This is a genomic window from Chryseobacterium aquifrigidense, from assembly GCF_006716485.1.
In the GTDB taxonomy this organism is placed as follows: Bacteria; Bacteroidota; Bacteroidia; order Flavobacteriales; family Weeksellaceae; genus Chryseobacterium; species Chryseobacterium vietnamense.
In genome coordinates, this window is the sequence record NZ_VFPD01000002.1 from 273,634 (window position 1) to 289,405 (window position 15,772).

Sequence of the window (15,772 nt, forward strand, 5' to 3'; positions counted from 1 at the left end):
ATAATCTTTCTTAGAAAATTCAAAAATGTTAAAAAAGATAATAGACCGTCCTGTACTGGCGACGGTAATATCCCTTATAATCGTTATTTTAGGGATTATAGGATTAAATCAGCTGGCGGTGACCAGATTCCCGGACATTTCTCCGCCTACGATTACCGTTTCGGGATCATATCCGGGAGGAAACAGTGAAACCGTGATCCGATCTGTGGTAACTCCGCTGGAAGAACAGATCAATGGAGTGGAAGACATGGAATATATGAAATCTACTGCGAGTAATGACGGTACATTTTCCATTTCCATCATATTCAAACAGGGAGTAAATGCCGATCAGGCAGCGGTAAACGTGCAAAACAGAGTACAGCAGGCCACTCCGATACTCCCTCAGGAGGTAGTGAGAATGGGTTTGACCACTTCCAAGCAGCAGAACAGTATGGTATTGATCTTCAATATTTATACGGAAGATAATAAGCAATATGATGAAACCTTCCTTCAGAACTACGCGAATATCAACCTTATTCCGCAGGTAAAAAGGGTAAAAGGAGTAGGACAGGCCATGGTTTTCGGGCTGAAAGATTACTCCATGAGAATATGGCTGAACCCTCAGAAAATGTCATCCTACGGACTTGAACCGGCAGATGTTTCCAGAGCGATTGCAGATCACAGTTTGGAATCTGCTCCCGGAAAACTTGGGGAAGAATCTGATGCAGCCTTGGAATATGTAATCCGCTATAAAGGAAAAAAGAACAAGCCGGAGCAATATGAAAATATTATTGTTAAAAATACAGGAAGCCAGGTCATCAGGCTTAAAGATGTGGCCCGTGTGGAATTCGGAGCCATTTCAAATACGGGAGATAACCTTTCTAATGGGAAAAATGCGGTTACTGTAGCGATCATGCAGACTACAGGATCCAATGCCAATCAGATTGAGATAGGCGTCAACAAAGCGCTGGATCAATTGTCAAAATCATTCCCTCCTGGTATCAAATATACGAAGGTAATGAGTACCAAGGAAAGACTGGATGAGGCTACAGGACAGGTGAAATCAACACTAATAGAAGCATTTATTCTTGTATTTATTGTGGTATTTATCTTCTTACAGGATTTCAGATCTACCATTATCCCGGCAGTGGCAGTTCCGGTAGCGATTATCGGTACTTTCTTCTTCCTTCTGGTCTTAGGATTTACGATCAACGTACTGACGCTTTTTGCCCTTGTACTGGCCATCGGTATTGTGGTAGATGATGCCATTGTAGTGGTAGAAGCTGTTCACAGCAATATGGAAGGAACAGATCTTTCAGGAAGAGAGGCAACTCATAAGGCGATGAGTGAGATTACAGGAGCGGTTATTTCAATCACGTTGGTGATGTCAGCGGTATTTATTCCAATTGGATTTATGTCCGGTTCAGCAGGATTATTCTATAAGCAGTTTGCCTATACATTAGCCATAGCCATTATTATTTCCGCGGTTAATGCATTGACTTTAACGCCAGCTTTATGTGCTGTTTTTCTGAAAAACAACCATGCAGGAGAAGGTAAAAAGCCAAAAGGATTCGGGCAGAGATTTGCGGTGGCATTCAATGCGGGATTTAATAATATGACCAACCGTTATGCAAAAGGAGTAAGATTTTTAATAGGAAGAAAATGGATTGCAGGTGGATTAATCGTAGCCGTTATCGGGGTTGCAGGCTGGCTGATGTCAAGCACCCCTAAAAGTTTTGTACCGATGGAAGACGACGGATTCTTTATGTACACCTTAAGCATGCCTCCGGGAACAGCATTGACCAAAACGACAGAAGTATCCAATAAGATCAACGATATCTTAAAAGGTGTAGAAGCCGTTCAGGAAAATACTTCTATTACAGGCTATAACCTGCTTAGTAACAGCGCAGGACCTGCTTATGCTATGGGATTTGTTAAGCTGAAGCCTAAAAAAGAAAGAGGAGAAGTTCAGGATATCCAGGAAGTGGTTGACATGGCAAATGCAAAATTGGGCGTGATTAAAGAAGGAAGTGTGATGACTTTCAGAATGCCTCCGGTAGAAGGATACGGAATGACCAATGACGCAGAAATTGTACTTCAGGACCGTATGGGGAGAGATCCTCAGGTTCTTAAAGCTAAAGCAGATGAACTTATTGGTCAGCTGATGCAGGTTCCGGAAGTGGCATTTGCCTACACCATGTTCAGAGCAGATTATCCTCAGATGGAGCTTGAAGTGAATGAAGACAAAGCAAAACAGCTGGGAGTAAGTATTTCAAACCTCTTGGGAACTGTTCAGACCTATTTCTCAGGAGATCAGTCTCAGAATTTCTCGAGATTCGGGAAGTTCTACAGAGTGAATATTAAAGCGGATGGAGTTTTCAGAATGGATGAACAAGCCTTCAATGATATTTTTGTAAAGAATGAAAAAGGTGATATGGTACCGGTAAATACATTGATTACTTTGAAAAAAGTCTATGGTCCGGAATCCGTTCAGCGATATAACCTTTATAATTCATTAAACATCAACGTGTCTCCAAAACCAGGAGTAAGTAACGGAGAATTGATGGGTAAACTGGAACAGACTTTAAGCAAATTACCTTCTGACTACAGCTACGAATGGACAGGGTTGAGCTTGGAAGAAAAATCGGCAGGAAATCAGACGATTGCCATCTTCGGTTTATGTTTGCTTTTCGTATACCTTTTGTTGGCCGCTCAATATGAAAGTTATATCCTTCCTCTGGCAGTAATGCTTTCCATCCCCACAGGAATTGTAGGAGCATTCTTAGGAATAAAAGCCATTGGTTTGGATAACAATATTTATGTTCAGGTAGGTCTCATCATGCTTATCGGTCTTCTGGCTAAAAACGCGATCCTTATTGTAGAATTTGCCATACAAAGGCGAAAAGCAGGCCTTTCGATTCTGGATTCAGCACTGGAAGGAGCAAAGGCGAGATTACGTCCCATTATCATGACCTCGCTAGCCTTTATTGTCGGAATGATTCCGCTGATGATTTCTTCGGGAGGAATGGCTTCAGGGAACAAATCCATCAGTACAAGTGCCGCCATGGGTATGTTGAGCGGAGTGGTTTTGGGAGTTTTTGTAATTCCTGTACTATACATGTTCTTTCAGTATCTGGATGAGAAGTTCTCTACCAAAAAGAAGTATAATACGATAGAAAATCAATTGACAAATGAGAATATTTAATATAAAGAACTTCCTTATTTCAGGCACAATGGCATCACTGCTGATGTCTTGTGCCGTAGGAAAAAAATATACAAGAACAGATCTTCAGATTCCTGAAACCTACAAAGAATCTGTGCAGGTAACAGGAGATACGGTAGTGCTTCCGTGGAAAACTTTCTTCAAAGATCCCAAATTGATCGGCTTAATAGACAAAGCCCTTTCAAGAAACAACGAAGTGAATGTCGCTTTGAAAAACATAGAGCAGCTTGATCTGATCTATAAACAGGCTAAGCTGGGTCTGATGCCAACGCTGGACATTACTGCAGGAGCCAACAGAAGCTGGGCTTCCAAAAATACCCTTAACGGCTCTCTGAATGAACAGTTTGTAGGGACAAAATATATGGATGATTTCAGTGCTGCACTGAGACTTTCCTGGGAAGTAGACATTTGGGGAAAAGCTAAAATGCAGAAAGAATCCGCAGCCGCAGAATATTTCGGGCAGAAAGAAAACTTAAATGCCATCAAAAGCAGAATCGTAGTTCAGGTAGCGCAGGCTTATTATAACCTGATCAGTCTGGACGAACAGCTGAAAATAGCTGAACAAAACATTGAATTGAGTGACAATACACTTAAAATGATGAATCTGCAGTTTACAGCAGGACAGATTAATTCATTAGCCGTTCAGCAATCGGAAGCACAAAAGAAAACAGCCGAGCTGCTGATTCCTTTGGCAAAACAGAATATTTCTATCCAGGAAAATGCTTTGAGTATTCTTTGTGGAGAATATCCGGCAAAAATAGAACGACAAGGAGACCTGAAAACAATGATTCCTGAAAATAAACTGTCAGAAGGATTACCGGCACAATTGCTGAGCCGAAGACCGGATCTTAAGATGGCAGAGTTTAATGTTATCAGCTTAAATTCCAAAACCGGACTGGCTAAAGCGGCCATGTATCCGAGTATCAGTTTGAGCCCGCAAATAGGAGTCAATTCCAATAAATTCAGCTCATGGTTTGATATTCCCGGATCTATTACCAAAGCAATTGCCGCCAGTCTGGCAGCCCCGATTTTTCAGAAAAAGCAGTTGAAAACAGCTTATGACACGGCTTTAATTGAACAGGAAAAAGCAGCCATTAATTTTAAACAGTCGGTAATGACTGCCGTAGGGGAAGTTTCGGATGCTATGGCCAAATCCAAAAGTTCTTCAGACAGACTACAGCTTTTAGAACAGAGAACAGCTATTCTGGACAAAGGAATCAATGATGCACTGAAGCTCTATAAAAGCGGTATGGCCACCTATCTGGAAGTTATCACCGCTCAGAACAATAAGCTTCAGAATGATCTGGAAGCCATCAATGTTACCCTTGAAAAATTAAATGCTGAGGTTGATCTTTACAGAGCGCTTGGCGGAGGGGTACAGTAGAATATACCTTGAAAAATAGTAAAGGAAACTATGTTATGTAGTTTCCTTTTTGCTGTTTATAAAAGATAAATATAGCTTCATTTTTGTAACAGGTACAGAATTTGCAATGAGATGGTGAAATTTTATATTCACAAAATCAATTGGTTATGATTTTTTTTATTCTTTTTTCTAAAAAAGGATGCAAGATTTTCAGAAAACAGGATTTATATAGATGAGTACTCGAAAATAATTAATGTTTAACGAAAATGTAATGCAATGAAAAAATTGACAGTACCCCGATTTTTTATGACAGTTTTAATGGTTTTGGCAGGATTAGCCTTATTCTCATGTAATGATAATGACGGACCAGACATCCCGCCTGTAAAAATGGAAGAATTACCAGGAAACTATAAAGGAAAACTGATTATTGTACAGGGAAATATCAAAAGAGAAGGAGTAAAAGACTTCAAAGTAAAGAAAGATACGATCTCATTTGCCGAATTTCCAATAAGTGATATTGTAAAAACTGTGGTGAAAGATCCGGTAAAAGCAGAAAATGCCCTAAAAACAATGGGAAAGGTAAAATATGATATTAAATATGCAGCAGTGATCAATACCGCAAATAATGCGATAGAGCTTACTCTTGCCCCAAAAGCAATGGAGCTTCAGATTCCGGTAGACGGAGTGAATAAAAAGACCGTTGTGGAATTCGTTTCTAAGCAAAAAGGATATTATGTAGGGATGGATAGAACGCTTAGATATGCGCTCACAGCAGACAAAATTACAGTAGACGGGACATTGGTTACTCCTTATGACGTAATCGATTATAATTTTCCGTTCTGTATAAAAAATTAATAAATAAAAAGTATCATCAATGGATTGCGCTTTATTAAAAAGATGCAATCTATTTTTGCTTGACAGTTTTATAACATCCAGGTGGATACGGAGGCAGTAGCATTATATGGAAGAAAGTAAAGAACAGATTTTGGTAAAGCACCTTCTGAGGAAGGAGGAGGCTGCCTGGAAAGAACTCTTTGGAGCTTATTCCGGAAATCTGTCCTATGTATGCTCCCGTTATCTGGCAGAAAAAGAAGATGTGCATGATGTGCTCCAAAACAGTTTTATTAAAATGTTCCGTTCCATAGAATCTTTTGAGTATAGAGGAAATGGTTCTTTAAAAGCCTGGATGACCCGTATTACAGTTAACGAATCTTTGAAACATATTAAACAGAAAGGAGACTTTAAATCTGCTGTAGAAGTGGATGATCTTGCAGATATTCCTAATGAAGAAGAACCTGATTTTGAAGAAATTCCCCGTGATAATATTATGATGATGATCAGAGCTCTTCCAGATGGCTATAGAACGGTTTTTAATCTGTTCGTATTTGAGAAAAAAAGCCATAAAGAGATTGCCGGGCTGTTGGGGATTGCAGAGAATTCTTCTGCATCGCAGTTTCACAGGGCGAAAGGGCTGCTTGCTCAGAAAATAAAAGAATTTAAAATGTCAAAAAAAGCACAATATGAATAACGAATGGCTAAATAATCTGCGAAGCAGAATGGAAGACCATGAAGAGGACGTTCCGGAAGGGTTGTGGGATGACATCAAAGATGAATTATTTTCTGGTGAAGAAAACAGCAGCATTCCTGGTTTTATTCCCGAAGTTCATGAGGGGGGAGCAAAGAAGGAAAAGAGAACAGATGTAGGAAGAAAAACCATATTCTACCGTGTTGGAGGGATTGCAGCAGCCATTGCAATACTATTTTTGCTGACCAAAGTAGTACCTCAGAATGATATAGAAAAAACATTATCTCAGAAGCCGACAGATGTAAAAAAAGAAGATAAAGGTTCTTTAAAACCGATAGAAACTGAGCATATTTCAAGCAGTGAAGTACAGCCAAAAGCAGATTCATTTTTAGCTGAAAATAGAATAAATACAGGAATTTCTGAGAAAGTACAGAGCCAAAAATATTTTGATAACGGAGAAAAAAATGAGCTAAAGGACATTATTAAACTTCCGACGGCTTCAGAACCTTTTCAGCAGGAAAGTAAGATTGCTCAGAAAGTATCACCTACACACGATACTGCGAAAGAACCGGTTGTAGAAAATAAAAATGATGAGGTGCTTTTTAAGGAGGAGAAAATAGAAGAAGTATATGCCGAAAGTACAGCACATCATACCAAAAAAGGCAAAGATAAAAAATCATGGATGCTGGGTATGCTTACAGGCAATATGGCTTCCAGTTCTGCAGAACAGCAGTTTCCGGGGTATGCTTCAATCACAGGAAAAGCCATGAATATTGAACAGGTATGGAGTACTTCCGAATATCATGATGATCCTCTGACAGCCATATTACTGGCCAATCAAAGTCAGCCGGTAGAAGCAAGAATCAGACATAAAGTACCGGTTACATTTGGGCTTTCTGTTTACTATAGTTTGGGGAAAAGATGGGGAATAGGCACAGGACTGAACTATACCAAATTGTCCTCTGAACTGCATTCCGGAAGTGACAATAATTATATTAAAGGAGATCAGACAGTTCATTATATAGGAATTCCTGTTCAGGTTAATTATAACGTCATTCAAAAAGGGAAATTTACAGGATACATTACAGGTGGAGCTCTGGTAGAAAAACCAATAGCAGGAAATATTACAACAAGCTATGTTGTTGATGGTAAAATAAAGGAGACTTCAAAAGAACGCGTGGAGCCTAAACCTCTGCAGTTTTCCGTCAACACAGCGGTAGGCTTTCAGCTGAAGCTTATTGATAAGGTTGGAATTTATGCAGAACCGGGAATAGGATATCATTTTAAAGAAGAAACTGCTCCCAATACCATTTATAAAGAAAAACCGCTTCATTTTAATATGAAATTCGGAATCAGGGTGCTGCTGGATTAATGCAGCCCGTTTTAAAACACCAAACTTAATAATTGATATATGAAAACAAAACTAATTTTTTTAGTGGTTTTATTATTCTCCGTTTTGAATATAAAAGCACAGTGCACACCTACAATTACCAGTGCGAGACTTGGACAAAAGTATCCGGGAACCATTTTATTCTGTAATACAGAAGATGAAATTCTTTCCACAACACAGACTTACGCAAGTTATCAGTGGTACAAACAGGAATGGACATGGCAGACACCCAACAACAACCCGTGGGTAGCCATTCCGGGAGCAACATCCCAGCAGTTAACCATTAGTGGCAACGATCAGTTGAATTATTTTAAGGTAGTTGTTTCTGAAGGTGACTGTACAGCAGAAAGCGCTACAGCATTTGCAGATGGTTTTGTATACGGTCTGCCGGCTATGATGAGCACGTTTACACCTGGAACATATCAGGACAATGGGGGAACAGTGAATGTCTGCAATGGAGCTTCTGTACAGTTTGATAATATATTTCCTGTTGTCTATGGTAAACATACCTGGTTCAAATGTGTGCCGAACAGTAATCAGCCGGTGCCGGGAGATCCTTGTATTATTCAGGGAGTAGTAGGAGATACTTACGTGGCCACCACTTCAGGGAAATACGGATTTTATGCCTGTACGGAATATTGTCCGGATCAGTGTGAGATGTTAGATCCGTTTGCATTTGTAGAATTGAATTTCGGGGATTGGGAGTTTTGCAGCAATTTGGGAACAGGAGAAACAAAAATTAAAGATAATAATCTGAAAGTTTATCCTAATCCTACAGCACAACACCTTTATATCGGGAAAGAATCAGATAAAATCTATAAAGAAATTATGATTATAGATATGTCCGGAAAACTTGTTCTGAAGAAAAATGATCACAGATATAATCAGGCGATTGATGTAAGCGGTCTGGTACCGGGAAATTATATCATTGTTTCTAAGACCACGGATGGAACAGAATATAAAAATAGATTTATAAAAAAATAATAGGATTATAAAATCTGAAGATGTTAAAATATTGATTGTGGGAAGGAAGATTGGATGTCTGAGGAGAGATGTTCCTTGTATTGAAGAAGAACTGAAGTGATTTATTTTAATACTTTACGCTCATAGATACATTTTCATCCTTGTTAATCTAATGACGGTCATAATTACCCCCAAAAAGGAATTTTCTCTTTCCGGCATCCTGCTTCCTGACTTATATTAATTTTTTCAGTAATTCAGATGGCATAATCTTTTTCGTTAGTTTTTAATAATGGTTGAGTCGGTACAAAGTAATTTGTACCGGTTTTTTTTATTATCACCATGCTCCTTCAAACGAAGATCTGGTTTCCTTAAAATCTTTTTTTAAATATCTGCCTGGGTAGAATATTGTTAAGGTAAAGCTCAGATTTTCAGAATGGTATATTCATTATTTTTACTTCAAAAACACATCATGCTGATCAAAATTTATGGAAGTGCCATTCATGGAGTGGCTGCACAGACCATTACTATTGAAGTGAATGTAGATACCGGAGGAGTAGGGTATCACCTCGTAGGGCTTCCCGATAATGCTATTAAAGAAAGCAGCTACAGAATTTCTGCAGCACTGAAAAACGTAGGATTTAAAATTCCCGGAAAGAAAATTACCATTAATATGGCTCCTGCAGACCTTAGAAAAGAAGGTTCTGCTTATGATCTCAGTATTGCAATCGGTATCTTAACCGCTTCAGATCAGATATTGGCAGAGAACATTAAAGATTATATTATTATGGGAGAACTTTCCCTGGATGGAAGTTTACAACCCATTAAAGGAGTTTTACCCATTGCGATTCAGGCCAGAGAAGAAGGTTTTAAAGGAATCATTCTTCCCAGACAAAATGCAAGGGAAGCCGCTATTGTAAATGATCTTGAAGTATACGGAGTAGAAAACATCAGAGAAGTTATTGATTTTTTTAACGAGGGAAAAGTGCTTGAGAAAATAACGTTGGACACCAGAAAAGAATTTCATGAAAAGATCAACAATTTTCCTTTTGATTTCTCTGAGGTTAAAGGTCAGGAAACAGCCAAAAGAGCTATGGAAGTGGCAGCTGCAGGCGGACATAATATTATTCTGATCGGGCCGCCAGGAAGCGGAAAAACAATGCTGGCCAAAAGAGTTCCCAGTATCTTGCCTCCTCTGACATTGAAAGAAGCGCTGGAAACAACAAAAATTCATTCTGTAGCCGGGAAAATAGGAACTGAAACATCATTAATGACTGTGCGTCCCTTCAGATCCCCACATCATACTATTTCTGATGTTGCCCTGGTAGGAGGGGGAAGCTATCCTCAGCCTGGAGAAATTTCCCTTGCCCATAACGGAGTTTTATTTCTGGACGAAATGCCTGAGTTTAAAAGGACTGTGCTGGAAGTAATGCGCCAGCCCCTGGAAGATCGTGAAGTAACAATTTCAAGAGCCCGGTTTACAGTAAACTATCCGGCAAGTTTTATGCTGGTAGCTTCTATGAATCCCAGCCCAAGCGGTTTCTTTCCCGATGATCCTAATAACACCTCATCGGTTTACGAAATGCAGCGGTACATGAATAAACTTTCAGGGCCGCTTTTAGATAGAATAGACATCCATATCGAAGTTCAGAAAGTTGAATTTGAACAGCTTTCCGAGAAAAGGAAAGGAGAAAAAAGTAAGGATATCAGAGATCGCGTACTCAAAGCAAGGGATATTCAGAATAAAAGATATCAAAGCCTCAATATCAGTAGTAATGCCCAAATAGGACCTAAGGAAATTGAAGCATATTGTGAACTGGATGAAACGTCTTTCGGTCTCATCAAATTAGCCATGGAGAAACTTAATCTTTCAGCAAGAGCTTATGACAGAATCCTTAAAGTAGCCAGAACAATAGCAGACCTTGAAGAATCTGAAAATATCCTGTCTCATCATATTTCCGAAGCCATACAATACAGAAGTCTGGACAGGGAATTCTGGAATGGATGATTGGGTGCTATTTAGCTGGTTTTAAAACAAATAAAAGGCTTTTTTTTTTCATAAGTTTAATTCCCTGTGGTAGGATAAATATAGTAATTATGTAACGCATAGTTTAAATAGTTATGTTAAGTTTGATTACCAAATTATTTAACTATCACGTATGAAAAACAAATTTTTAAATACCGAATAAAATATACCCCTCCTGAAAAGTATATTTTACGATTCTTCCTTCTTTTCGAATGTCATGAATAATGATTGAATGCGATTTCCCTTTTGCTCTCAAAGCAGATGGGTTATGTTCTGCATCGGTCATTTTCCTGAAAACTATAATAAACACATTTAGTAGTATAAGCTTGTGGTTATCCCTCGTGGCCTGTTATTAAATTGTTTTCCATAGGGAGAAAGACTTTATCATTTTTAATCCAAATCAAATTATTATGTCAAACAGAATTCCCTCATCAGAAACCTTATCGATAGGTTCAGCGGTATTACTGTCTTCTGAAGACAGAGAAAAATTACTCAACAGGTTTAATACAACCGGCTGGGATTATCATCATGAAGAAACCCTGGAGTCACTTTTCCGGAGACAGGTAATCCTGCATCCTGATAAGACTGCTGCCGTTTACCAGGATCAGAAAATTACGTATGGAGAGCTGGACCAGCGAAGCAATCAGGTGGCCAATTTATTACTGAGCCATGGTGTTAAAGAAGGAAAATATGTTCCCATCTGGCTGGACCGTTCTTTAGAATGGATTATTGCTGTACTTGGAGTTATCAAAACAGGTGCAGCGTACGTTCCGATAGACCCGGCCTATCCTGTCAGAAGGGTAGAATATATTCTTTCCGATACCTCTGCTGATCTAATCATTACCAATCAAATTCTTGAAAAACTATTATCAGAAACCGGAGACACAAAAGTTTTTGATCTGAGCAATAGAGAGCATCTTGATCATTTACCTTCAGAATATCCGGAAATTAATATTCATCAGAAAGCCCTGGCATATACTATTTATACTTCAGGCTCAACCGGAAAACCCAAAGGAGTAATGGTAAGCCATCAGGCTATACAACACCTGGTAACATGGCATAATCACCACTTTCATGTAGATCACTTTTCAAAACTGACTCTTGTTGCGGGATTGGCGTTTGATATTTCTGTGTGGGAAACCTGGTCTGCTCTTACTTCAGGAGCAACAGTTTTTATTGCAGATAATGAGGATAGAACCAATGCTCATGCATTGGTAGATTATTACAGAAAAAATCAAATTACCCATGGCTTTGTTCCTACGGTTCTGGCTCCTTCTGTGGTTGATATTACCCGGAATTATAAAGATCTGAAATTAAAATATCTCTTTACAGCAGGTGAAAAACTAAAACCGGTTCTTACTTCAGAATTAAGCTATGAGCTGGTAGATTATTATGGTCCCACAGAATGTACCGTATACGCTACCTTTAAAAAAGTGAAAGATGCCAACGGAAAGTATGTTTCCTCGATAGGCAGGCCCATTGCCAATGCAAAAGCTTATATTCTTGGGGAAAATAAAGAATTACTGCCTGTCGGAGCGGTAGGAGAATTATGCATCGGCGGAAATCTTTTAGCAGAAGGATATCTTAATAATGAAGAGCTTACCCGTTCCAAATTTATTTCGAATCCGTTCACAGAAACAGAAAAACTTTATTGTACCGGAGATCTCGCCAGATGGAAACCGGATGGTGAAATTGAATTCCTGGGAAGAATTGATAACCAGGTGAAAATCCGGGGATTTAGAATCGAACTTGGAGAAATAGAACGTTCACTGATCCGGCAGGAAAATATTAAAGAAGCTGTGGTTATTGGTAAGGAAGCGGAGGGAAGTACCAAATACCTGATTGCTTTTGTTGTATTAAAACCTGACGTAACAACAGATACTTCATCAATCCGAAATGCTCTGAAAGAAGAACTTCCGGGGTATATGATCCCGGCACAGATTATTTTTACAGATGCAATTCCTTTAACAGCAAATGGTAAAACAGATATCACGGCATTAAAGGCTCTCGCCGAAAAAGATGCTAAAGAAGTAATTTCATCTGAACCGCCAACCAATGAAACAGAAAGAATTATTGTAGAGGTCTGGTCGTCTGCTTTGGAGCGCCCTGTTATTAATATTACAGATAATTTTTTTGATATTGGAGGAAATTCACTGCTGGTAGCCATTGTTGCTGTAGCTTTAGAAAGAAAACTTGATGTGAAAGTGTATCTTCGGGATCTCTATCAGTATCCGGTACTGCAGCAGCTTTCGGAAATTCTTATTAAGAGATCCGGAGAAACCGGAAACGCAATTCCTGCGGAAGACGTGGAACCCTACGTAGAACTTCAGCAGGATGTCTATCTTGCCCCGGGAACTGTTTTTGCAGGTGGATTTACCCCTCAGCAGGTGGAAAATCCGGCTGCTATATTTTTAACTGGAGCCACAGGATTTGTAGGAATACACCTGTTGCAGGAACTTCTGGATACAACAAATGCTGATATTTACTGTCTTGTAAGAGCGCAGGATGAGTTCTATGCAATGGAAAAGATTGACCGATGCTTTAAACAATACCATATTCCACAGAATCCGGAACAGAAATCACGGATCATTCCTGTTATAGGTGACCTGACGCTGCCATCTTTAGGATTGTCACAGGAAACATTTACAAAGCTTGCCAGGCAAACCGATCTGATTTATCATTCGGGAAGTTCCGTCAACTTCATCGAACCTTATTCCTATATGAAAGCTCCCAATGTAGAAGGATTAAGGGAAGTCATAAAACTGGCGGGAGCGGAAAAAACAAAATGTCTTGCCCTATTGTCAACTATTTCCGTATACAGCTGGGGACATGTCTTTACCGGAAAAAAAGTAGTGCTTGAATCCGATGATATTGAACAGAACCTGATGTCTGTAAGTAAAGACATCGGCTATGTAAGAAGTAAATGGGTGATGGAAGCGGTTGCCGATTTAGCCGCAAAAGAAGGCCTGCCATTGATTACGTATCGTCTTGGATATGCCATGTGCCACAGCGAAACAGGAGCGAGTGCTTCTTACCAATGGTGGTCCGGATTGGTGAAAAACTGTATAGAATTCAAATCTTATCCCGCACTCACTGAACTTAGGGAAGGTCTTATTACTGTAGATTATATGACCAAAGCCATGGCTCATATCACAAAAAATAAAGACGCGATCGGCAAAAAATTCAACCTGATTGCCCGTCCGGAAACCGATCTTACTTTAGAGGAATTCTTTGAACTTCTGAAAAAAAATTATCCTTTCACACTCGAAAATCTTCCTTATAAAGAATGGCGTAAGCAGTGGGAAGATGACAGTAAAAACCGTTTGTATCCATTGACAAGTCTTTTCAGAGATAATATCCATGAAGGCTTATCCACTGTGGAACTTTATCAGAATACTTATATATGGGACTGCTCCAATGTTATTCAGTATCTTGAGGGTTCAGGTATTCAGGAACCTGTATTTGATAAGAAAATGCTGGATTCCTATTTACAATATCTTGGAATTCAGGTTGAATAATAGTGAATCATTGAAAAGCCCGGACAAAATTTGTTTGGGCTTTTAATTTATCCGGCAAATACGTCAGGTTTTGTCGTCGTGGGAATGGATATTTGTAACAGGTAATGATAAAGTCTTATCCTGTTTCTTTAATTAACTGAAAACCAAATAAAAATTAAATGAATAATGTTATTGTATTGTCAAAAGATTTTGCTGCTAATGAAAGTGCAGTGATAGATCTTAAATCCCGGGGATTTGCAAATCCGTTGAGAGTCCTCACATTTCAAAATAAAACGGGACAGTCTGCAAAATTTCTCTGGCAGGGAGATACAATCTATAACAGGGAAAAAACCGGATATTTTAAAGAAATAAACAATGACCTGGGAGTGAAGGTAAGCCATTATGAAGGTTTTATAACCATTACCAATGGAGGAGGAGAACAGTACCTGGAAGGAGCTCTGAAACAATAATAAAAAGGATACTTTCCGTATAGCATAATAAAAAGGTCAGACAGTATCGTCTGACCTTTCTTTATATGAAGATTAGTTAATGGTTACTTTAATCACATTCTGTACAGCAGGAACAGGATATTTTGTTCCTACTTTGGAAATAATTACATTTTCACTTTGTGGAGTTCCGCCAAACAGAGCCTGATGATTTCCTGCACCCGGATATTGATCAATACCCGTCCCGGAATCAAATAGTGAAGTTTTCGAACTAAGGTCTCCCTTGGTATTGGCGTCAATATTTTGTTCATTGGCATAAAACCAGTCATTGGAAAAACCAAACATTGTTGCATAGGCAATTTTATCACCTGGTTCAGCCTTAAAGTTTGCTGTTATCTTGCTTCCCGGCGCTACAGGAGCATTTCCGGCAACATATACACCTTTTACGTTAGATAGAGATTTCAGAGTATTTTGAAGTTTGGTTACATTTCCAAACTGAGCAATGTCTTTCAGACCCATTCCGCTGTCTGATTTTCCTAATTCATAAATAGGATTTTTATCACCACGGTAAACAACCACCAGGGCAGGTGAAAGACCGGTCATAATTCCTGTATTGGCATTTAGTTTTGTCATCATTTTGCTGATATTTCCCATTTGAGCAATATCTGTAATTTCCGGATTTGATAAAGCATTAGGGGTAAAAAACGGAGCACTGTTCAGCAGTTGAGAGCCATTGTAGTTGGAAACTGCCCATACTCCGGGAGAAAACGGAGTTTTGTGGGCCGTTTCGTCAGATTTATTGGTAATTGTAAGGGTGAACTCCGAACTTACATCATTGTAAGAAAGGTTGAGTTTCATCAGTTGGGAAGCATCTACATTCGGAACCTGTATGATGGGTTTGCTTTCAACCTGGCCGGTAGTATCGTCTTTGGAACCGTTATCCCATAATCGGACACTTGAAGAAACATCACCGGTAATAGCATTTCCATTGGAGTCAAACAGTTTGATACCTGGCTGTTGGGAAGCAAAAAACCAGTCTTTTGAAGCCCCATACATAGTGGCAAACATTAAAGCCTGTGTTTTTCCTGCACTGAATTTAATAGAAACCGATTGTCTGGGCATAATAACAGGAGTTTCCGTTCCCTGAAAACTTCCGCTTTGCACAAAATCTTTGGGAGTAACGACGTTTTCAAAAGTAATGGTTCTTTGAAACGCCATATCCGTCATCATGGCATTATCCGAATCATGGCATGAAGAAAGAGTAAATGCAGCTAATGTAGCTGATGCTAAAACTGATGTTCTGAAAATTAATTTGTTCATAAAAGTAAATTTTTATAGTTAAAATTGATATCTGTAACTATAG

At 39.1% G+C, this 15,772-nt stretch carries 11 protein-coding genes; 9 read left to right on the plus strand and 2 right to left on the minus strand.

Annotated features, from left to right (window positions below):
• Nucleotides 1-25 precede the first annotated feature (25 nt).
• From FB551_RS16390 to FB551_RS16420, 7 genes are all read left to right on the plus strand, one after another.
• Nucleotides 26-3,184 carry an efflux RND transporter permease subunit gene (locus FB551_RS16390; RefSeq protein WP_142018274.1) on the plus strand — a complete coding sequence of 1,053 codons (3,159 nt, stop codon included), beginning with the start codon at nucleotides 26-28 and terminating at the stop codon, nucleotides 3,182-3,184.
• A complete protein-coding gene (locus FB551_RS16395; RefSeq protein ID WP_142018275.1) occupies nucleotides 3,171-4,586 on the plus strand; it encodes an efflux transporter outer membrane subunit in 1,416 nt (471 codons plus the stop codon). Before FB551_RS16390 ends, FB551_RS16395 begins: the two co-directional genes overlap by 14 nt.
• Before the next feature lie 255 nt (nucleotides 4,587-4,841).
• Entirely contained in the window at nucleotides 4,842-5,420 is a 579-nt protein-coding gene (locus FB551_RS16400; RefSeq protein WP_142018276.1) for a DUF4840 domain-containing protein, read from the plus strand.
• Between the two features lie 106 nt (nucleotides 5,421-5,526).
• A complete protein-coding gene (locus FB551_RS16405; RefSeq protein ID WP_047426767.1) occupies nucleotides 5,527-6,093 on the plus strand; it encodes an RNA polymerase sigma factor in 567 nt (188 codons plus the stop codon).
• Nucleotides 6,086-7,462, plus strand: coding sequence for an outer membrane beta-barrel protein (locus FB551_RS16410; RefSeq protein WP_142018277.1), 1,377 nt, complete (start codon nucleotides 6,086-6,088; stop codon nucleotides 7,460-7,462). Before FB551_RS16405 ends, FB551_RS16410 begins: the two co-directional genes overlap by 8 nt.
• 39 nt (nucleotides 7,463-7,501) lie before the next feature.
• Entirely contained in the window at nucleotides 7,502-8,464 is a 963-nt protein-coding gene (locus tag FB551_RS16415) for a T9SS type A sorting domain-containing protein (RefSeq protein WP_142018278.1), read from the plus strand.
• A 448-nt stretch (nucleotides 8,465-8,912) separates the two neighbouring features.
• The gene (locus FB551_RS16420) at nucleotides 8,913-10,448 is read left to right on the plus strand and encodes a YifB family Mg chelatase-like AAA ATPase (protein ID WP_142018279.1); all 1,536 of its coding nucleotides are present in this window, start codon (nucleotides 8,913-8,915) and stop codon (nucleotides 10,446-10,448) included.
• 166 nt (nucleotides 10,449-10,614) lie between these two features.
• Here FB551_RS16420 and FB551_RS23340 read toward each other — a convergent pair whose 3' ends face one another.
• On the minus strand, nucleotides 10,615-10,776 hold the full coding sequence (locus FB551_RS23340) for a hypothetical protein (RefSeq protein WP_167497883.1): 162 nt from the start codon (nucleotides 10,774-10,776) through the stop codon (nucleotides 10,615-10,617).
• A gap of 100 nt (nucleotides 10,777-10,876) precedes the next feature.
• On the opposite strand from FB551_RS23340, the gene FB551_RS16425 reads away from it, so the two are divergent.
• Nucleotides 10,877-13,984 (plus strand): non-ribosomal peptide synthetase family protein, encoded by a 3,108-nt coding sequence (locus tag FB551_RS16425; protein ID WP_142018280.1) that lies wholly within the window; start codon nucleotides 10,877-10,879, stop codon nucleotides 13,982-13,984.
• Between the two features lie 158 nt (nucleotides 13,985-14,142).
• The gene (locus FB551_RS16430) at nucleotides 14,143-14,433 is read left to right on the plus strand and encodes a hypothetical protein (protein WP_142018281.1); all 291 of its coding nucleotides are present in this window, start codon (nucleotides 14,143-14,145) and stop codon (nucleotides 14,431-14,433) included.
• A gap of 72 nt (nucleotides 14,434-14,505) precedes the next feature.
• On the opposite strand, the gene FB551_RS16435 is transcribed toward FB551_RS16430, so the two are convergent.
• Nucleotides 14,506-15,729, minus strand: a complete 1,224-nt coding sequence (locus FB551_RS16435) for a spondin domain-containing protein (protein WP_142018282.1) — start codon at nucleotides 15,727-15,729, stop codon at nucleotides 14,506-14,508.
• Between the last annotated feature and the right edge of the window lie 43 nt (nucleotides 15,730-15,772).